Raw genomic sequence first — 17,738 nt, 5'->3', positions numbered from 1 at the left:
AAAGCCTAACTTCCCTGTGGAAGTGCGAAGATGGACAACCTAACCTTAATCCAACCGTTAAGTTCTGTCAACTCTCCTGAAAGAAGCCATGTCGCTTGCCCGCTGGATTCTAGGGATCCACACCACCACGCCCCTTTTGGGCCTAGCCCTACTGCCGCTGGAAGGAAAGGAGAGGGAAGGCCGTAGCCAAAGTTGGTGGCTAGATCGCCAGATGGCAGCGCGGCTGCACCCGTGCCTAAAGGAGTTCTTGGCTGGCCAAGACTGGTCCCAGGTGGCGGGGATCGCTGTCGCCGTCGGGCCAGGGAGTTTTACCGGTAGCCGTTTGGGGGTGAGCGTGGCGCGGCTGGTGGGGCAGCAGCTGGGCATTCCCGTGTTTGGCTACTCGTCCTTGGCTGTTATTGCCCGCCAGGTGTGGCAGGAGCAGGGATCCCCACTCCAGCCCCTGAGGGTGGCGGTGCACATGGATGCCAAGCGGGGGGAGCGGTATGGCGGCGTGTACCGGGTAGGCCCAGACCAGGTAGTGGCTGAAGTGGCCGATCAACTCTGGGAGGCGGTGGCTTGGCAGGCCCTTCTCCGCCAGTGGCCGCAGGCGCTAGCGGTCGATGCCGCCGATTGGGTAGAGCCGGTGCCTGTGCTGGCGCTGGCAGAGCTTGCCCGTGCTGACTTTCTTGCAGGCCTGCGCCCTCCCTGGCAGGAGGTGTTGCCTAAGTACGGACGGCAGCCGCCCATTGATCTCAGCGGGGTGAATCGGAGTACCCCCCAGGCGCGGTAAGATTGGGAAGGCTAGGCAACAGACCCCGTGCTGACATGATCTCAAGCAACGACTTGCGCCCCGGCGTCTCTGTAGAGATTGATGGCGCTCCCTACAAAGTCATCGAGTTTCTCCACGTCAAGCCAGGCAAAGGGGCGGCCTTTGTGCGCACCAAGCTCAAAAACATGCAGACCGGCAACGTTGTCGAGAAAACCTTCCGCGCCGGCGAAATGCTGCCTGCTGCCACCATCGAAAAGGTGAACATGCAGTATCTCTATGCGGAAGGAGATAACCTCGTGTTCATGGACATGGAGACCTACGAGCAGGCTGTGCTCAGTACCGCCCAGGTGGGCTCTGCCGTGAAGTACCTGAAGGAAAATATGGAAGTGTCTGTTTTGCGCTGGAAGGGGCAGGTGATCGATGTGGAGCTGCCCACCAGTGTCGTCCTGGAAGTGGTGGAGACGGACCCGGGCGTAAGGGGAGACACAGCTACAGGGGGGACTAAGCCTGCCAAGCTAGAAACCGGCGCCGAGATCCAGGTGCCTCTGTTTATCAAAGTGGGAGAGCGGGTTCGAGTCGATACTCGCACGGACACCTACCTAGGCCGCGAGTGATGGCTCTTCCCCGTCGCTAGGTTGCTGTTGTGGACAGGTGACTTCCCTTGGATGTCATTAATTGGCAGGAAATTCGCCTTCTGCTGGCCGCTCTGCAAGAGAGCGATGTTAGCGAGTTAACTCTAGAGTGCAAGGATTTCCGCCTTACTCTGCGCAAAGGAATCCCTGCTGCTCAGCTTTCCACCACTGCTCCCTCCCTTACTGCTTCGCCCCCTTCTGCTCCTGCCGAGACTCCTCCTCCTGTGCCTGCCCCCAAATCTCCACCGAGCCACTGGGTGGAGGTAGTGTCACCCATGGTGGGAACCTTCTACAGCGCTCCTGCTCCTGGAGAAGCGGACTTTGTCCAAGTAGGTCAACGGGTAAACAAAGGCCAAACCCTGTGCATTATCGAGGCCATGAAGGTGATGAACGAGATAGAAGCAGAAACAGCAGGTGTGGTAAGGGAGATTTTGGTGAGCAACGGCCAGCCGGTGGAATTTGGCCAAGTTTTAATGCGGCTGGATCCCACCGGCTAACAGCGAAACTGGGGCAGAGATGAGGCTTTTCCCCCCGGAGGGATCCCTTGGTAGCTTTGCCCGGGATTAGGGTACTCTGCCATGCTTCAGCCCACGGCCCCCGAGACAGTTGAGGGGGTAAAGGTTCTGCCCCCCCAGCACATTGTCGGCCAGGAGCTGGCGGCGCAGCTACTCGCAGCGGCCCTAGAGAAAGGGCGGGTGACCTCAAGCTACTGCTTCCTAGGGCCAGAAGGGGTGGGGCGGCGCCTGATGGCCCGCTGGTTTGCTCAAGCTCTCCTGTGCGAGTCCAGCACCAGGATCCCCTGCGGCCAGTGCCTTAGCTGCCATTGGCTGCTGGCGGGCACCCACCCCGATCTCCACTGGGTCAGCCCCACCTATCTCCATCAGGGTCGCCTAATCCCAGCAGATGCCCCCGAGGCGCAAGCTCTGCAGCGGCGCTCCCCGCCGCAAATTCGCCTGGAACAGGTGCAGGAAGTGTCGCGCTTCTGTGCCCGTAGGCCAATGCGCGCCCGCCGTTCGCTGGTGGTGCTGGAGGGAGCGGAAACCCTAGCCGAAAGTGCGGCCAATGCCCTGCTGAAAACCCTGGAGGAGCCTGGGCCGGCCCACATCGTTCTCATCGCACCCCAGGCGGCCTCCCTGCTGCCGACGCTGTTGTCCCGCTGCCAGACGGTGCCTTTCCGCCGCCTCAGCTCGGCCGAGATGGAGCAAGTGTTGGCTGCTTTGGGCTGCCCGGAGCTGCCCGGGATCCCTCGCTCAGAGCTCATTGCCCTGGCCCAAGGCAGCCCTGGACGGGCGCTGGCCGCCCATCAGCATCTGCAGAGCCTTCCGCCGTCGCTGCTACAGGATCTAAGGCGCTGGCCCCCCTCGCTGCGAGAGGCGCTGGAGCTGGCTAGGGCAGTAGCTGCTCTCGATTTGCCGGCGCAGCTGTGGCTGATTGACTACTTGCAGCAGCATTTCTGGGCGCAGGGATCCCGCCAGGCCATTTGGCAGTTGGAGCAAATTCGCCGCCAGCTTTTGCACTTTGTGCAGCCGCGCCTTGCTTGGGAGGTCAACCTGGCTAGCCTAAGCCGCAGGGCTGTCGCGAAGGGGGACTAGAAGAAAGCCCTGTGGCAAAGTGAAAAGGAGCGTTCAAGACCTGCCTATGCCTGCCTGGCTTTTGGCTTTCCTTGCGGCCCTTGGAGGCTACTTGCTGGGATCCATCCCCACCGGCTACTGGGTGGGCCGCTGGTGGGGCGGGATCGACCTCCGCCAAGCGGGCTCCGGCTCGACGGGGGCAACCAACGTGTTGCGGACGCTGGGCAAAGGGCCGGCGCTGCTGGTGCTGCTGGTGGATGCCGCCAAGGGGGCTGCAGCGGTGGCGCTGGGATTAGCTCTGGGGTCGCCGTGGTGGGTGGCCGTGGCTGCCCTGGGGGCAGTGGTTGGCCACAGCCGCTCCTGCTGGCTGGGCTTCAAGGGCGGCAAGTCGGTGGCCACTAGCCTAGGGATCCTGTTGGCCATGGCTTGGCCAGTGGCCCTGGCTACCTTTGGCGTCTGGCTGGTGGGGATTGCCCTCACCCGCATCGTCTCCTTCAGCTCCCTGCTGGCAGCGGTGGCGGCTCCGCTGCTGATGTGGGCAACGGCTCAGCCCCTGCCCTATAGGGTGTTTGCCCTGGCGGGCGGGATCTATGTAATCGGCGCCCACCGGCGCAACATCGAGCGCCTGCTGGCCGGCTCAGAGCCGCGCCTTGGCCAAAAATGGGCCCAGTCCCCCTAATGACCTCCTAGAGCCAGATGGAACAGACGACGGTGGTTTTTGTCTACGGCTCCCTGCGGCGGGGCGGCCAGTACCACAGCCTGCTGCAAGGGGCGGAGTTTTTGGGAACAGACAGCCTCAACCACATCGACCTCTACGATCTCGGCCCTTACCCCATGGCGATCCCTGGCCGAAATCGGCTCTACGGCGAGTGCTATCGCATTCCCCTGAGCCTGTTGCCCCGCTTGGACGAGCTGGAAGACCACCCGCGGCTGTACCAGCGGCAGTGGGTGCAACTGGAAAGTGGCACCTCGGCCTGGGTTTACCTGGGCCGGCCCGAGCAGGTGCAGGGGTGCCCCCTCATCCCCAGTGGCTGCTGGCTGCCCCGAGGTTCCTAGAGATCGAAGTGGAGTTTGACACCCCCAACATACTGGGGCAGGAACTCGGCTGGGGGCAAATCCGGATCTCTTGCAGAGGGAGCCGCGGCCTCTACAGGGCTGGCCAGGCGCTCTAGGTAGTAGATGCAATCCCCGCGCCGCCACATGTCGGGCTTGGGCAGGTAAAATAGCCGGCCTACCGGGGATGACCGGGCTCCCTTTTGCCACCAGCTCCCTGCCCGCTGCGGGCGCACCAGTAGCAAAGGCAGGCAGAGATCGGCTTTGATCCGGTAGGCAAACTGATCCCGCAGCCGCTCCAGGGTGGGATCCTCCAACCCTATTTGGGCCGAAAGGGGGTTGAGCAGAGCTAAGCGCGCTGCCGAGCTCGACTCCTGGGCCGAGGCCACGGCAGAGGGGGAGGGCTTCAGGCCCAAATCCGCTAAAGTGGGCAGGGTAATCGAGCGCAGCTCCGCGCGCTTGGCCTCTAGGTAGCCGGCCCAGCGTTGCAGTTGGGCAAAAGAGATCGGCAGGGTGCGGATCCCTTCTAAGATGGGCATCTCGGGCAGCAACACCGTCCAGATGGCAGCGGAAACCGAGAGTTTCACCATCAGCTCGGCAATGGCCCAGTTCATCTGGGGATCCCGCGTCAGGATCAGCAGCGTCTCCGCATGGTCAATATCGGCCTTCAACAGGGCCGACTCGCTCAGCACCACTTCCTGCAGCGATCCCGGCAGCAGCCGGCCAACTTCATCCCCCAGGGCAGAGCCACCCTTGTGGCCGTTGGGCTCGGTTTGGCCAGCGGGCTGGCGCCAACAGGCTGCCGAAGGCAAGGGCAGCACCTCCACGACTTGGTTGAGGGAGCGCAGCAATTCGGCCAAGGGTTCAACCAGCGGGTGATCCCCAAGGATCACGGTGGAACTGCCTTGGTCTAGGCCCAGCCAACGAGCCACCCAGGCGGCAGTTAGCCCCTGCACTGTCACCGTGGCCGAGATGGTTAAAAACACTAGCGCCTTGAGGGCATCTCCCCCAGTGATGCCCCGCTCCGTCAACAAAATGGCAAACAAAGAGGCGACCGAAGCCGCCACAATGCCGCGGGGAGCCAGCCAGGCCACAAACAACTTCTGCCGCCAGTTGAGATCGCTGCCCCAGGTACACAGCCACACGCTTAAGGGGCGGACAACCAGCATCAGGCAGAGCACCGTGGCCAAGGCTCCCCACCCCAAAGCCAATACCGCCTTTAGGGACAGCGTGGAGGTGAGCAAGATAAACAGCACCGAGATGGCCATTACCACCAACTGGCCGTGAAACTGGCGCACGCTCCGCTCGGCAATGGCTGCCTTCTGCCGCACCACTAGGCCTGCCATCACTACCGCCATCAGCCCTGCCTCTGAGCGCAGCGACTGGGCCAGGGCAAATACCCCTAGCGCCCCCGCCAGCACTACCGAGTTGCGCAGCTCCTCCGTCAAAAATTGCCGCGACCAGAGCAGAAAGGATCCCATCAGCCAGCCCCCCAGTGCCCCCACCGCTGACCCAATGGCCAAGCGGCTAGATAGCTGCTCCAAGGCCATCAAGAAACTGGGGTGACCCGAAAGCACCACCTGCAGCACCACCACTGCCAAGATGGCCCCCACCGGATCGATGAGCACCCCTTCCCCTTCCAAGAGGGTGCTGACGGCGGGATCGACGCGTACCCGCTTGAGGATGGGGTTAACTACAGTTGGCCCCGTCACCACCACCAGGGATCCAAACAGAAAGGCTAGGGGCCAGGGGAACTCTCCCAAATAGTGGGCCGCCAGTGCCCCCCCTCCCAAGGTCAAAAGCGATCCCAGCAAGACCAGATTGCGCAGGCTGCCGGAGACCTGGTTGAGGCGCTGTAGCCGCAGGTTCAGCCCTCCCTCGAACAAGATCAGGGCCACTGCTAGCGACACCAGCGCCTCCAGACCGGATCCCATGATCTGGGGGCGAACCCAGCCCAAGCCATCTGGCCCCAGCAGCACCCCAAACAGCAGCAGGAAGACAATGCTGGGCACCTTGACAAAGTTAGCCAGGACTTGAGCTGCGATCCCGGCCACCAAGGCCAGCGTAAACAGGATCGTCAGCTCAAAAGAGCTTTCCATGCCGAGGCTCAACCTCCCTCCGTGAGAACTCTGCCCCAGCAGCTCTCTCCTGTTCAGTAGGGTTGCCCCTCAAAGCTGCCATGAGAGACTAGAAACACCTGCAGAGAACTCCACCCTGGGACAGACAGGAGAAAGCATCCTTTTGCCGAGGGCAGATGCTCCCTGAGCCCAGGGTAGCTCAGGCCGAAGTGAACCCCCCTGGCTAATCCGGCTGCCCCTTTGCAGAAGGGTCGAGTTCGGCTGCTGCCAGCGGCTTAACTCGGCGAATGGGTAAGTTAGCAATGAGGGCCGTTGTGCTCCCCTCCACGGTCAAGTGGAATTGCATCCCCTCCGAGTCCAGCTCCACATAGCGGGAGACCACCCCCAAAATTTCCAGCCGCATCGATTCCAGGGCTGCCGGACTGAGATTGGCGCGGTCGTGGGCCAAGATGAATTTCAGGCGCTGCTTGGCCTGCTCGCGGCTGCCGCCGGGGGAGCGGGGAAAAAGCTGATCCAAAAACTCGAGGAGCATGGGCTTTATTCTAGTCTCGTTGAAAGAGAGCTAAGGGCTGTTGGGCTTCAGAACACCTTTTGGCTTAAAAATCGCCTTGCCTTTTCCCAGAAAGACTCACCCAAGCCGGCCAACTTGGGAAACTCCACCACCTCCCCTTCCAGCCGTCGGGCAATGTGCTGAATGGCCTGGGCAGCCGGAGAAGGACGGGCAGCCAAAACCATGGGTTCTCCCTTGTTGGTGGAGACAATCACCTCTCGGTCTTCCGGAATCATACCCACCAAAGGGATGGCCAGCACCTCCACCACATCTTCCACGGCCATCATCTGGCCAGCGGTTACCATATCGGGGCGCAGGCGGTTAACAATTAGCTGAATTGAGGAGATCCCTGCCACTTCCAACAGGCCCACCACCCGGTCTGCATCCCGCACGGCAGCTACTTCGGGCGTAGTCACCAGCAGGGCCTCTGTTGCCCCGGCAATGGCATTGCGAAACCCCTGCTCAATCCCGGCCGGGCAGTCGATCAACACATAGTCGTAGCTACCGGCAAGCTTCTCCATCAACTGCCGCATTTGCTCCGGGTTGACTGCTGTTTTGTTGCGGGTTTGGGCTGCTGGCAACAAGGAGAGATTGGGGGTGCGTTTGTCTTTCACCAACGCTTGTTCAAGGCGACATTCCCCTGCAATGACTTCTAGAGCCGTGTACACTACCCGATTCTCTAGGCCCAGCAGCAGATCCAGGTTGCGCAGGCCAAAGTCGGCATCCACCACCGCTACCGAGCGACCCAAGCGCGCTAAGGCAGTGCCTAAGTTGGCTGTCAGGGTGGTTTTGCCTACTCCTCCCTTCCCAGAGGTTATGACGATAACTCGGCCCATGCTCTTCTCCGCAGAAACTCCTGAAGGCTGGCGATGCAGATGGCACCATCTTGCAAGTAAACCACCTCAGGGGTATTGCAAGGGGAGCCACTTTCTGGGGGGCGGGCCACCTGGTCGGCGATGCGCAATTGGGTGGGCTCCAACTGCAAGGCCAGGATCACTGCACTTCTATCCCCCTCGGCGCCGGCATGCGCCAACCCTCGCAGCCGTCCCCAAACCCAAATGTCGCCGCCCGCAACGATCTCGCCGCCGGGGTTGAGATCTCCCAACAGGAAGACAGAGCCACGGTGGCGTACGGACATGCCCGAGCGCACGGTTGAACGCAGGTACAGAGGGGCAGTGTCGGGAGGAGGAGGGGGAACCACCTCCAAAAGGGAGGATTGCTCCACCGAATAGCCCAAGGTTGCCGCGGCAATGGCGGTCGTGCGGGATCGGGTTTGGACGCGCCATAGCTGCAGCCGATGCTGCGCCAACAGGACAGCCAGGGCCTGCAGGGTGGGCAGCTCCAGCTCTCGCTCCTGGCACCACAGGGTTAGAGGAGCCACCCCCGTCCAGTAGGACTTGCGGCTGCGCAACTGCCAAACGAGCTCCTCCCAGACTTCTTCCCAAGCTAGGGTGGTGGGCAGGTGCAGGTGGATCCCTTGGGCATCGGAGCGAAAGTAGACACTCTCTTTGGCTGCCCCTACCCCGATAGAGGAGGCAGGGGCCTTGGGAAAGGGTGGCGAGTTTCCCACCAGCGACCCCATTCTGCCTGCCCTCCTTCGCCAAGGAATTAGTCGAAGTAGAAGAGCGTAACCACCTTGTGTTGCTCCTCAGCGTGCCTGCAGGCCTCCAAAAGCGTGACGCTGTCGTGGAAGGCAAAACAGATCAATTGCTGGCACTTGCTGATGATTTCCAGATTGCAGAGGCGACTGGCCTCCGCTAGAGGCAGGTGGTCGTTTTCAGGGTGCTCCACCAGATGCAGCACCTGCTCCAAACTGGCCCGCGACTCTGCCGGCTGCCGCTCTAGGCTTTGGGGCAGGATCACCGTCAAGGATTTAATATCTGCCCGCATTGCTCCACGAATTACAGCCAGGTTGGTACCAATGGCCCCGGACGTGAGGATGCGGTTGCCAGTAAGGGCCAAGGCGTAGCTGAGGGTCTCAATGAGGTACTGGTGGGTAATGGGCACATGGCGAGTGCCCAAGATGGCTATTCGCTTTGGCCCCACTTGCTGAATGGCGGCCAGCTCTTGCAAGAACGTATCGACGCTGGTGGGGAGGTCAATGGATTGGGTCAAGGGGATCCCTCGCTAAACAGGATGGGCCAGATTATGCTAGCAGCCTACACCGTTGCTCTGGGATCTAGCTAGAGGGTTGGGCCATCCCTGCTCAAGTTGCTAGACCTACCAGCGCAGCAGCGCCGCTGCTCCCTGAAACTCGTGGAGCAAGCGCTCTTCAGCTTCGCCGCGAACGAACTCCAGTTTAGCGCCAAAATCGCGGCCTAGCACCCACACCAGATCCCGCAGGGGTGCCGGCTGTGGCTCTGGGCAAAGGAGCTGGGCCATCTCCTGGGTTCCTCCCACAAAGCCGTCTGGGCAGCGCCAGATGGTGGCCTCTAGCCTCCAGGGCAGGACAAGGATTTCCACCCGGCCCAGCTGGAGGGCGTCCAGCACCGCATCCAAGCCCCAAGCGCCGGGCTGCTCTCGAATCCGCTCCAACAAAGCCAGCTCTCCTCGGCGCTCAGCGGCCTCCAGGACGGGTACCACTCGGTCGAGGATGTCTTGCGGCGTCGGTGTGTGAAGGTTGGCGGGGTGCCCCACCCGCGCGACGATGCGGTTGCGCAGGCCGCGGTTGAGATAGCCCTCAAAGTGGGACACCTGCCAGGCTTCGCCCATGAGCACCAGCCGCTCAATGCCCAGGCGATCCACTGCCTTATCCAGGGCGGAAGCCAGGCGCAGGTAGAGCTTGTGCATCCAGAGGCTGACCTTGGCCGCCTCCCGCTCCTTGGGGGAGAGCTTGTCGAAGGTGCCACCGCTGCGGGCGCGACGTTCGGCAACGGCATTTTCAATGCGGCCGGCCAGCTCCTGCAGTTCCTGCCATTCCTCGGCGCTGATGTTGGCAAAGATTTCCGTGTCCTCTCGCAGTTCTCCCAAAAAGAGCTCGTAGAAGCGCCACCTGTTACCAGACAGGTGCAACACCCCACCCCGCTCGTATTCATCAAAGGCAAAGAAAAGGGGCGTGAGGTAAGGTTCCCCCCAGCGGGCCTCCACCCGCCCATGGGCCAGATCCACCACCGGCAGCTCCACCTGCAGGTCGACTCGGCGCAGCACTGGCTTGCCAGCGGGATTGCGGCTGGCAAAAAGAACCAGGGTGCGGGCCGAAGGGCGCTCCTGCTCTACTAGAGCAAGGACTTGCTCGCAGAGGGAGTTATCAGGCTTGCTCTCCTCCCTCTCCAGCAGCTCCTTGAGGGTATTCTTGATGCGCCCCACCCAGGCGCGACCCGCATTTTCGGGACGAGCAGGGTTGGTGTCGGCATATATCGAGAGCACGGGCTTGCTGCTGTCGTCAAAGGCAGCTTGCAGATCCTGGATTAGGGTGTTGAGTTCGTCCATGGTCTTGAGAAGGGGCGTCGCTGGGGCTCAAGCCTAGCAAAAATAAGATTAAGGGAAAGCGAGGGATCCGGCCCTAGCTGAAGCCCAGTTGGGCTCGGCTTTGAGGAGAAGCTTCTAGCATAGCCCGCGCCTAGAGCCGAGCGGCTGCGCTGCCCTCCAGATCCACTGGCTCCGATTGGTCTGCCGGCGGCGGAGCCTCCTGTAGCTCAAGGGCCAAGAGAGTTTTCCCATGGAGGCTGCAGCTTCAGGGCGTGGGGCCCTAGCTGCACCGGACGGCTGGAGGGCGGGTTGCTCTACCTCTTGCAGCCAGTTTCTTCTTGGGACAAGCAGTTGGCCTGGTGCGCCCGGGATCCCATTAGTACCCTTTTGCAGCCAAGTTAGGGGTTTGCAAGGCGGCTTCTACCCGCTGCACCTGGGTTTTGAAGCTGCCATCTGGCTCCAGCCATAGCTGTCGCAGGGCTGGGGGGATCACCTCCAGAGCAAACTGGGAGCTCTTGGGGAGAAATTGCACGCAGGTGGAGGGACAGGCAAAGTAATCAACCCCCCGGCGGCGACGGTGCAGCTCCTGATGAACATGGCCAAAAATCACCAGGCGAACGTGGTCGAACTCGTCCAAAACCCCAAACAGCCGCTCCGGCTGCTGCAGCGCACTTTGATCCAGCCAATCGGAGTCTACCGAAAAGGGGGGGTGGTGCAGGGCTAGGAGAACATGGTGGTGGTTGGCCCGGCTGCGCTGTAGCTCTTGTCGGAGCCAAAGTAAGGTGCGGTCGGTTAGGTAGCCGCTGTCCCTGCCTGGCACCAGCGAGTTCAATAAAATAAAGCTCCAGTTCTCGCGACTGAAGCTTTTCTCTGCGTGCAGCCGCCCGCCGTGGAGCTCTAGGTTCATAACATGTAGGCGATCGTGGTTCCCCGCCAGCCAATAGGTGTCGATGGGAAGGGTCTGCAAATAGCTTCTAAGACGGGCATAGGCAGCCGCACTGCCATCTTGGGCAAGATCCCCAGTTAAGAGCAGCACATCCGGCAAGGGATCCAAACTCACAATGGCCTTTTGCACTGCCAGAAAAGAGGCCTCGGTGTCTACCCCCAACAACCGCTGATGGCTCTTGGCAAATAGATGCAGGTCACTGATTTGAACCACGTAAACCGTCATGGCAGCGGGATTGTTCAGCACCGAAAGGCCTTTGCCGTCTCCAAAGGCAGAGAGCCCTCTCAAGAGACACTTAGAGAGCGACCTACCTCCCGGAAAGCAGTCTGCACCTGTGGCCAGCGGGATTCCTGGGTTGAGGCAGTTAGAGTATAGAGGCGATGGTGACGAACGGTTACCGTCACTACCTCGTGGCGAAGCTGGGATCCCAGATTGGTTTGGTACTCAAACAGGTAGTAGGGCTGCCCCTGCCGCTCGAAGGCCTCGGCTGCCAAGAGCTGGGTTGAGCGACCCGATCCCTCAGGGGCAATGATCTTCTTTGCCACCAATTGCCCCACCTCCTCTGGGCCTCCCAGATCCGCAATCGTCTCCCCTTTGTCGAAGGGGGCAATCATTAGGCTGATGTTTTCGGTCTCATAGACTAGGTCGCGCAGGAGCACGGCTAGCCCCTTCCCAGGGCTTAGCTTCACGCTCACCATGCCATTGGGGTAAGCAAAGGCAAAAGCTCCATTGGGATCCCGGTAGACTCGCAGGTTGGGGCTTGCTGAGCAGGCACCAATGATCAAGCTGAGGCAGACCCCCAGCAGCAACAACACCCTAGAAAGCCGCCGACCCAGTAGGCTCAACTGCCCCTCTCCTGCCATGCCGAGATCCTCCGCTTAGGGTTAGCCACCTCCATATCCTACCTAAGATTGGACCGCAGCAGCCTTTTAGCGGGATCCGTTCTGGTAGTGGCGGGAGCGCAGGACCAACACATCGGAAAGCTGGCGCAGCTGATTTTGAAGCTGAGCAAGCTGTTGGGCGTCGCGTACATCAATGCAGAGGTCAATTGAGGCAGTGCGATTGGCAAAGGTTTGCACCTTGGCATTGCGCACATTGATGCCCTGATCGGAAAGGCGGGAGAGAATATCCCGCAGCACGCCAACCCGGTCGATGACCTCTAGACGCAGTTCTACAGGATAAGTCTGGGTGCTTTGCCGCAGTTGCTCCTCGTTCCAGCGCACCGGCACCAGCCGCTCACCCGGAACCTGGGCTACCCGCGGACAATCGCGATGATGAATGGTGATGCCCTTGAAGCGGGTAACCACGCCCAGGATGGGATCCCCTGGGAGCGGGTTGCAGCATTTGGCCAATTGATGTTTCAGGCCCTCCACCCCCAGGATGAGAGACTGGGATCGGCTAGAAGCTCGCCCTCCCTCGCTTCGCGGCAGCAGCAGCTTGGCTTCCGCCAAAGATCCCTCCTCGGGTGGGGGGGAGATGGCTGGCTTGCTGACCTCCTGCAGCCGGTGGATCACCTGCGCGGGGGTTACCTCTCCATAGCCCAGCGCCGCCAGTAAATCGTCCACGCTGCTGTAGTTGAGCTTCTCGGCAACCTTCTGCATCCGCTCGGACTTCAGCAGGGCTTCAAACCCCGTTTTGCCCAGCTCCCGCTCCAGCAACTGCCGACCGCGGGCAATATTTTGCTCGCGATTGGAGCGCTTAAACCATTGGCGAATGCGATTGCGCGCCGAGCTGGTGGCTACAAAATTAATCCAGTCTAGACTGGGGTGGGCATTCTTGTGGGTGATAATCTGCACGATGTCGCCATTGCGCAGGCGGGTATCCAGCGGTACAATCTTGTTGTTTACCCGCGCCCCGGCGCAGTGATCCCCAATTTCTGAGTGGATGCGATAGGCAAAATCAATCGGGCAGGATCCCTGGGGTAAGGCCAGCAGATCTCCCTTGGGGGTGAAGACGTAAACTTCGCTCTCAAACAGGTTCTCGCGAACAGTCTCCAGATATTCTCTGTCGTCCTTGAGGTCGTTTTGCCACTCCAAGAGTTGCCGCAGCCAGCTAAAGCGCTCTTCCTCGGGCTTTACGGGGGTGCTGCCGGCTTCCTTGTATTTCCAGTGGGCAGCAATGCCGTACTCGGCCACGCGGTGCATTTCTTCGGTGCGGATCTGCACCTCCACGGGTCGCCCCTGCAGACCAATCACTGTCGTGTGCAAAGATTGGTAGCGGTTTGGCTTGGGCAGGCCAATGTAGTCTTTAAAGCGCCCGGGAATGGGACGAAAGCAGTTGTGAACAACTGCCAGCACCCGGTAGCACTCGCTCACGGTCTGCACAATGACCCGCACGGCCAGGAGGTCGTAGATCTCGTGGAATTCCTTGCGCTGCTGCTGCATCTTGCGGTAGATGCCATACAGGTGCTTGGGCCGCCCGCTGATCTCAAAGTGCTCTAGCCCCGCTTGGAGGAGGTTCTTCCGCAGCTCTTCGATAAAAGCTTGGATCTCCGCCTCTCGCTCGCTGCGCTTGGCGTTAACCAACTCTTGGATCTGGCGATAGGCTTCGTAGTCCAGGTACTTAAAAGCCAGGTCTTCCAGTTCCCACTTGAAATGCCAGATCCCCAGCCGGTTGGCCAAGGGGGCAAAGATCTCCATGGTTTCGGCTGCAATCTGCTTTTGCTTGTGGGGCGGCAGATATTGCAGCGTGCGCATGTTGTGCAAGCGATCCGCCAGCTTGACCACGATGACCCGAATGTCTTTGGCCATGGCCACAAACATGCGGCGGAAGTTCTCCGCTTGCTGCTCCGTTTTGCTGGAGAAATTAAACTTAGAAAGCTTGGTTACCCCTTCCACCAGGAGGCGCACTTCGGGTCCAAATTCTGCTTCTAGCGCCTCCAGGGTAACGCCTGCATCCTCAACAACATCGTGCAAGAAGCCAGCCGCTACCGTGACGGCATCCCCCCCCAGCTCCCGCAACAAGCTAGCTACAGCCACCGGGTGGGCGATGTAGGGATCCCCCGACTTCCGCTTTTGGCCCTTGTGCAAGCAGTAGGCAAACTCAAAGGCCCGGCGCAGCAAATCTGCCTCTTGGGGAGTGTAAGCTCTCAGCCCATCGCCGAGATCTTCAGCGCCAGAAAGCAAAGCACGCAGCCATCCTGGCACCTCAAAATCGAGGTTATTTAGGTCAAAGCCTCCTTCTAAGCTGGCGGCAACAGCAGGCTGACCCATGGGAATCTAGCAAGGAGGATGGTCTACTCCCTGGAGTTTCTTACAGCCTATCCCCAACTTGACTCGTCCGCAGGCAGGTTAAAGGCAAAAAGCGCTGCGAAAAACCTCAGGGAAAAATCTGGCGCAGTGTTAGTATTCTAGTTCCATCGTATCACTCACTCTGCCGCATCTCGTAGCAACATATACAGACAGATGAAGCTAGCCTCTTGCTGGGGGGCTAGAGATGGGAGGAAGTTGCAAAGCTAGAGGCCCTAGCCACCCCTTGCGGTAGTCGTTGAGGATTTGCCTTGCCGCTCGCTCGGTATCGCCTTGGTAGCGCCGTTGGGCCAGCTCCTGGACTGCCACGCTGCCAGGGGGGATCGGGTCAGGCCAGCCGTAGCGCTGTTGCAAAAGAGCTTGGGCCTGGGGCTGCACCTGCAGCAGTTGATCCACAAAGTAGGCCGCTACGCGCTCGGGGTCGTAGGCGGCAGCGCCAATGTCATCGCAGATGGCTAGCAGCGTGGCTGCCCGCTGATCCGGCAGCGAAGGCGGGAGGATGCCCGGCGAGTCCAGCAAATCCAACTCCCCCCCTAGCCGTACCCACTGCAGTTGCCGGGTTACCCCAGGGCGCGCAGCGCTCTCGACGGCTCGCCGTCCCAAAAGTCGATTCAGCAGGGCCGACTTGCCCACATTGGGAAAACCCACCACCACCGCCCGGACAGCCCGCGGCCGCATGCCCCGCCGCTGCCGCCGCTCGTTGACCGACTGCCCTAGCTGCAAAATAGCCTGCTTGAGGCGACTGACCCCTTGTCCCGATTGGCCGTTGGTGGGATAGACCGGGATCCCTTGCTGCGAGAAATACTCCTGCCACGCTTTCAGATCCCTTGTCGCAATCGAGTCGGCTCGGTTGAGGGCCAAGAGGCGCGGCTTCTGCCCCAGCCACTTGTCCAGCTCGGGATGGCGGCTGGCCAGCGGGATGCGCGCGTCCACCACTTCAATTGCCACATCCACCAGCCGCAGTTGTTCCCGCAACTGGCCAAGGGCCTTAGCTACGTGGCCAGGATACCACTGGATGGGCGGAGAGCTCATGCTGCCAAAACCCTGGCAAACACCAAGGGCGGGATCTACTCTAGCTTGTCCAGCTCGTCTTTCCCACCTGCAGGGCAAGCAACGGCTGGGATCCCTTGCCAAGACAAGCTAGCGTTAAGGAGTGTAACGGCGGAGAAGGGACGATGGTCAAGCGCGTGCGGTTGGATCCCATTGCTCAGGTGTCAGAAGTGGCCACCAACAACAACTTGCTCTCGGTGCTGCTGCAGGAAGAGCTGAATGTGTTGAAAGAGTGCGGCGGGCGCGGTCTCTGCGCCACCTGCCATGTGTACGTGAAAGAAGGGATGGAGTCGCTCTCGCCCATGACCCGTCGGGAGCAGCGCACCCTAGAGGTGATCACTAGCCGCAAGCCCAATTCCCGGCTTGCCTGCCAGGCGCGGGTTCTGGGAGAAGGGGTGGTGGTGGAACTGCCGATAGGAATGTACGCCAATGCCCTCAAGGACATCGAGGTGCTCATTGGGCGGCGGGCCGAGCAGCCCATCTTGCACCCTATCACTGGTGCTGTGTTGGTGCAGGCAGGAAAGCTGATTACCCGTTCGGTGCTGGAGTCGGTGAAGAACCTCGATCTAGACATCCAAGAGGCTTTGGCCCGCAGCAGCCGAGATTTCTAGAGCTCTATGGAACCTGTATTTCTTGGGATCGACCTAGGCACGTCGGGAATGCGGGTGGTGGCCCTTTCAGAAGCGGGGGAGGTGGTGGGCAAAAGCGAGCGCTCCTGGGATCCCCCAGAAACCAACCCGGGTCGCTGGCTGCGCACCCTAAGAACCCTGTTGGGACACCTGAAGGGGCAACTGGGGGATCGCTACACCATTGTTGCCCTTAGTGCCTGCAGCACCTCGGGTACAGTGCTGCCGGTGGACGGTCGCGGCATGCCGCTGGATCAGGCCTGGCTGTATTCCGACCCGCGGGGCCAGGTTCAGGCCAAGCAGTTGGGGATCCCTGCCAGCTGGGGACTTAGCCGCTGGCTGTGGTGGGCAGAAGCCCATCCCGACCGCTACCGGGACAGCTACTTGGCCCATCCGGCGGACTTTCTCCTAAGCCAACTGGGAGGCCGCCGACGGGTAACTGACCACACCCACGCCTTGAAAAGTGGCTTTGACCTAGAAACCTACACCTGGCCGCGGGAGTGGCTATCTCGCCATGGCCTCGACCCCAAGCGTTTCCCTGAGGTGGTGGCGCCGGGAACGGTTTTGGGAACGGTGCGAGCTGAGTGGGAGCTGGGGCCAGAGGTGCTAATTGCCGCCGGGATCACCGATGGCTGCGCCGGGCAACTGGCTGCAGGAGCTACTCGCTTGGGTCAAGTCTCCACCAGCCTGGGCACCACTCTTATCTTCAAGGCCAACAGTGCTGATCCCATACAAACCCCTAGCATCTACTCCCATCTGCACCCCGACCGAAACGGCTGGTGGCCGGGGGCAGCTTCTTTTTGCGGAGGCGGGGTTTTGCCCCACTTCTTCCCTGGCGGCAACTTGGCTGCCTTGGATCAGCAGGCGGAGGCCCATCTGCCCACTGGCTTGGTCAGCTATCCGCTCTGCCGACCTGGCGAGCGTTTTCCCATCCTAGATAGCGAATTTGCCGGCTTCTTGCCCCAGGCGGAAGTAGGATCCCCTCGCTTTTACGCCGCTCTCTTGGAAGGGGTGGCGATGGTGGAGCGGCTGGGGCTGGAGACCTTGGCCGCCCATGGGATCCCCCTACTAGAAGGGAGCCCAATTTTTACCACCGGCGGGGGCTGCAAAAGTTCCCTCTGGCTCCGCCTGCGCGCCAGTATCCTTGCCCGTCCCTTGGCAGTGGTCAAACATCCCGACCCGGCTGTAGGAGCGGCCATCCTGGCAGCATCGGCCTATTGGTGCTGCTCAGTGCAGCAGGCTGCCGAGTGCTTGGTGCAGGTGGAACGTCTCATCCAGCCAGATCCAAACTGGGTCAAGGCCTATGCCGAGATCTACTCGGAATTTCGCAGCCGGTATTTCTCCCCCTGAGGGGGAACATTTTTACACACTCCCCGGGGATCTACCTCGGGGGGTTTCGTTTCCTATTTCCAGGAATCCCCCCGAAGGGAAGACCTCGGACATTAAGCGCGGCCCTCGCTTTGCTCAAGCCTTGTTTCCAGTTTCTGGGAGTCACCCCGGACGGGAGAACTTGCCAGTTTGAGATTAAGTGGCACGCTCCTGTCGCGTTTCCAAGTTTCTAGGGCTCCCCCAAAGGGGGAACTCGATTCCGAGGTGGGGCTACCACCTAGACGACGTGGATCATGTTTCCAATTTCTGGGAACCAACAGGACTCCACCCCCCTTAAAGCCAAGCAGGGCAAGGAATACAAGACCCATTTGTGAGGGGGTCGGTCGAAAAGAGCAGAAAGTAGCCTTGGAAAGGGGGGTAAGAGCCTGAACCTCGTGCTGCAAGGAATCGAGCGGGTGAACGAAAAAATAGGCTTTTCCGGGACTTTCAAAGGCGC

General features: G+C 60.7%; 18 protein-coding genes. 8 read left to right on the top strand and 10 right to left on the bottom strand.

Going from position 1 to position 17,738, the window contains the following annotated elements; translation table 11 throughout:
* The first annotated feature begins 88 nt into the window (after positions 1-88).
* The 6 genes from tsaB (at position 89) to NW804_RS08965 (ending at position 4,010) form a co-directional block, all read left to right on the top strand.
* A complete protein-coding gene (gene tsaB, locus NW804_RS08990) occupies positions 89-772 on the top strand; it encodes a tRNA (adenosine(37)-N6)-threonylcarbamoyltransferase complex dimerization subunit type 1 TsaB (protein ID WP_414420708.1) in 684 nt (227 codons plus the stop codon).
* 35 nt (positions 773-807) lie between these two features.
* Positions 808-1,365 carry an elongation factor P gene (gene efp / locus NW804_RS08985; protein WP_414396277.1) on the top strand — a complete coding sequence of 186 codons (558 nt, stop codon included), beginning with the start codon at positions 808-810 and terminating at the stop codon, positions 1,363-1,365.
* Between the two features lie 47 nt (positions 1,366-1,412).
* The gene (gene accB / locus NW804_RS08980) at positions 1,413-1,880 is read left to right on the top strand and encodes an acetyl-CoA carboxylase biotin carboxyl carrier protein (protein ID WP_414420707.1); all 468 of its coding nucleotides are present in this window, start codon (positions 1,413-1,415) and stop codon (positions 1,878-1,880) included.
* Positions 1,881-1,961: 81 nt separating this feature from the next.
* A complete protein-coding gene (gene holB, locus NW804_RS08975) occupies positions 1,962-2,975 on the top strand; it encodes a DNA polymerase III subunit delta' (protein WP_414423362.1) in 1,014 nt (337 codons plus the stop codon).
* Between the two features lie 46 nt (positions 2,976-3,021).
* Positions 3,022-3,633 carry a glycerol-3-phosphate 1-O-acyltransferase PlsY gene (plsY, locus tag NW804_RS08970; RefSeq protein WP_414409978.1) on the top strand — a complete coding sequence of 204 codons (612 nt, stop codon included), beginning with the start codon at positions 3,022-3,024 and terminating at the stop codon, positions 3,631-3,633.
* Positions 3,634-3,650: 17 nt separating this feature from the next.
* Positions 3,651-4,010 carry a gamma-glutamylcyclotransferase gene (locus tag NW804_RS08965; protein WP_414396265.1) on the top strand — a complete coding sequence of 120 codons (360 nt, stop codon included), beginning with the start codon at positions 3,651-3,653 and terminating at the stop codon, positions 4,008-4,010.
* On the opposite strand, the gene NW804_RS08960 is transcribed toward NW804_RS08965, so the two are convergent.
* From NW804_RS08960 to ylqF, 10 genes are all read right to left on the bottom strand, one after another.
* The gene (locus NW804_RS08960) at positions 4,007-6,106 is read right to left on the bottom strand and encodes a cation:proton antiporter (RefSeq protein WP_414423361.1); all 2,100 of its coding nucleotides are present in this window, start codon (positions 6,104-6,106) and stop codon (positions 4,007-4,009) included. The genes NW804_RS08965 and NW804_RS08960 overlap by 4 nt on opposite strands.
* 202 nt (positions 6,107-6,308) lie before the next feature.
* A complete protein-coding gene (gene minE / locus NW804_RS08955) occupies positions 6,309-6,617 on the bottom strand; it encodes a cell division topological specificity factor MinE (RefSeq protein WP_414396262.1) in 309 nt (102 codons plus the stop codon).
* A gap of 47 nt (positions 6,618-6,664) precedes the next feature.
* Positions 6,665-7,471 (bottom strand): septum site-determining protein MinD, encoded by an 807-nt coding sequence (minD, locus tag NW804_RS08950; protein ID WP_414423360.1) that lies wholly within the window; start codon positions 7,469-7,471, stop codon positions 6,665-6,667.
* The gene (gene minC, locus NW804_RS08945; RefSeq protein ID WP_414423359.1) at positions 7,450-8,217 is read right to left on the bottom strand and encodes a septum site-determining protein MinC; all 768 of its coding nucleotides are present in this window, start codon (positions 8,215-8,217) and stop codon (positions 7,450-7,452) included. Before minC ends, minD begins: the two co-directional genes overlap by 22 nt.
* 26 nt (positions 8,218-8,243) lie before the next feature.
* Positions 8,244-8,750: a DNA recombination-mediator protein A gene (locus NW804_RS08940; RefSeq protein WP_414396255.1), complete on the bottom strand. Its 507-nt coding sequence runs from the start codon at positions 8,748-8,750 to the stop codon at positions 8,244-8,246.
* Between the two features lie 105 nt (positions 8,751-8,855).
* Complete coding sequence (locus NW804_RS08935) at positions 8,856-10,064, bottom strand: VLRF1 family aeRF1-type release factor (RefSeq protein WP_414423358.1); 1,209 nt, start codon at positions 10,062-10,064, stop codon at positions 8,856-8,858.
* A gap of 355 nt (positions 10,065-10,419) precedes the next feature.
* Positions 10,420-11,235 carry a 3',5'-cyclic-AMP phosphodiesterase gene (gene cpdA, locus NW804_RS08930; RefSeq protein WP_414423357.1) on the bottom strand — a complete coding sequence of 272 codons (816 nt, stop codon included), beginning with the start codon at positions 11,233-11,235 and terminating at the stop codon, positions 10,420-10,422.
* 38 nt (positions 11,236-11,273) lie between these two features.
* A complete protein-coding gene (psbP, locus tag NW804_RS08925) occupies positions 11,274-11,852 on the bottom strand; it encodes a photosystem II reaction center PsbP (protein ID WP_414420700.1) in 579 nt (192 codons plus the stop codon).
* A 66-nt stretch (positions 11,853-11,918) separates the two neighbouring features.
* The gene (locus tag NW804_RS08920; RefSeq protein WP_414409986.1) at positions 11,919-14,201 is read right to left on the bottom strand and encodes a RelA/SpoT family protein; all 2,283 of its coding nucleotides are present in this window, start codon (positions 14,199-14,201) and stop codon (positions 11,919-11,921) included.
* Between the two features lie 198 nt (positions 14,202-14,399).
* Positions 14,400-15,269 (bottom strand): ribosome biogenesis GTPase YlqF, encoded by an 870-nt coding sequence (gene ylqF, locus NW804_RS08915; RefSeq protein ID WP_414409987.1) that lies wholly within the window; start codon positions 15,267-15,269, stop codon positions 14,400-14,402.
* A 143-nt stretch (positions 15,270-15,412) separates the two neighbouring features.
* Between ylqF and NW804_RS08910 the strand changes: the two genes are divergently transcribed.
* On the top strand, positions 15,413-15,898 hold the full coding sequence (locus NW804_RS08910) for a 2Fe-2S iron-sulfur cluster-binding protein (RefSeq protein WP_414396241.1): 486 nt from the start codon (positions 15,413-15,415) through the stop codon (positions 15,896-15,898).
* Between the two features lie 6 nt (positions 15,899-15,904).
* Positions 15,905-17,263, top strand: a complete 1,359-nt coding sequence (locus tag NW804_RS08905) for an FGGY-family carbohydrate kinase (RefSeq protein ID WP_414423356.1) — start codon at positions 15,905-15,907, stop codon at positions 17,261-17,263.
* Positions 17,264-17,738: the final 475 nt, after the last annotated feature.

The organism is Synechococcus sp. WC10meta (assembly GCF_047461475.1).
Note: the sequence above shows the minus strand (reverse complement) of the source record. Positions and strands in the feature narration are given on the sequence as shown.

Bases quoted from the DNA above. Each gene is read 5' to 3' on its own strand.
- tsaB (WP_414420708.1), top strand. From the start codon at position 89: ATGTCGCTTGCCCGCTGGATTCTAGGGATCCACACCACCACGCCCCTT.
- efp (WP_414396277.1), top strand. From the start codon at position 808: ATGATCTCAAGCAACGACTTGCGCCCCGGCGTCTCTGTAGAGATTGAT.
- holB (WP_414423362.1), top strand. From the start codon at position 1,962: ATGCTTCAGCCCACGGCCCCCGAGACAGTTGAGGGGGTAAAGGTTCTG.
- plsY (WP_414409978.1), top strand. From the start codon at position 3,022: ATGCCTGCCTGGCTTTTGGCTTTCCTTGCGGCCCTTGGAGGCTACTTG.
- NW804_RS08965 (WP_414396265.1), top strand. From the start codon at position 3,651: ATGGAACAGACGACGGTGGTTTTTGTCTACGGCTCCCTGCGGCGGGGC.
- NW804_RS08960 (WP_414423361.1), bottom strand. From the start codon at position 6,106: ATGGAAAGCTCTTTTGAGCTGACGATCCTGTTTACGCTGGCCTTGGTG.
- minE (WP_414396262.1), bottom strand. From the start codon at position 6,617: ATGCTCCTCGAGTTTTTGGATCAGCTTTTTCCCCGCTCCCCCGGCGGC.
- minD (WP_414423360.1), bottom strand. From the start codon at position 7,471: ATGGGCCGAGTTATCGTCATAACCTCTGGGAAGGGAGGAGTAGGCAAA.
- minC (WP_414423359.1), bottom strand. From the start codon at position 8,217: ATGGGGTCGCTGGTGGGAAACTCGCCACCCTTTCCCAAGGCCCCTGCC.
- NW804_RS08935 (WP_414423358.1), bottom strand. From the start codon at position 10,064: ATGGACGAACTCAACACCCTAATCCAGGATCTGCAAGCTGCCTTTGAC.
- psbP (WP_414420700.1), bottom strand. From the start codon at position 11,852: ATGGCAGGAGAGGGGCAGTTGAGCCTACTGGGTCGGCGGCTTTCTAGG.
- NW804_RS08920 (WP_414409986.1), bottom strand. From the start codon at position 14,201: ATGGGTCAGCCTGCTGTTGCCGCCAGCTTAGAAGGAGGCTTTGACCTA.
- ylqF (WP_414409987.1), bottom strand. From the start codon at position 15,269: ATGAGCTCTCCGCCCATCCAGTGGTATCCTGGCCACGTAGCTAAGGCC.
- NW804_RS08910 (WP_414396241.1), top strand. From the start codon at position 15,413: ATGGTCAAGCGCGTGCGGTTGGATCCCATTGCTCAGGTGTCAGAAGTG.
- NW804_RS08905 (WP_414423356.1), top strand. From the start codon at position 15,905: ATGGAACCTGTATTTCTTGGGATCGACCTAGGCACGTCGGGAATGCGG.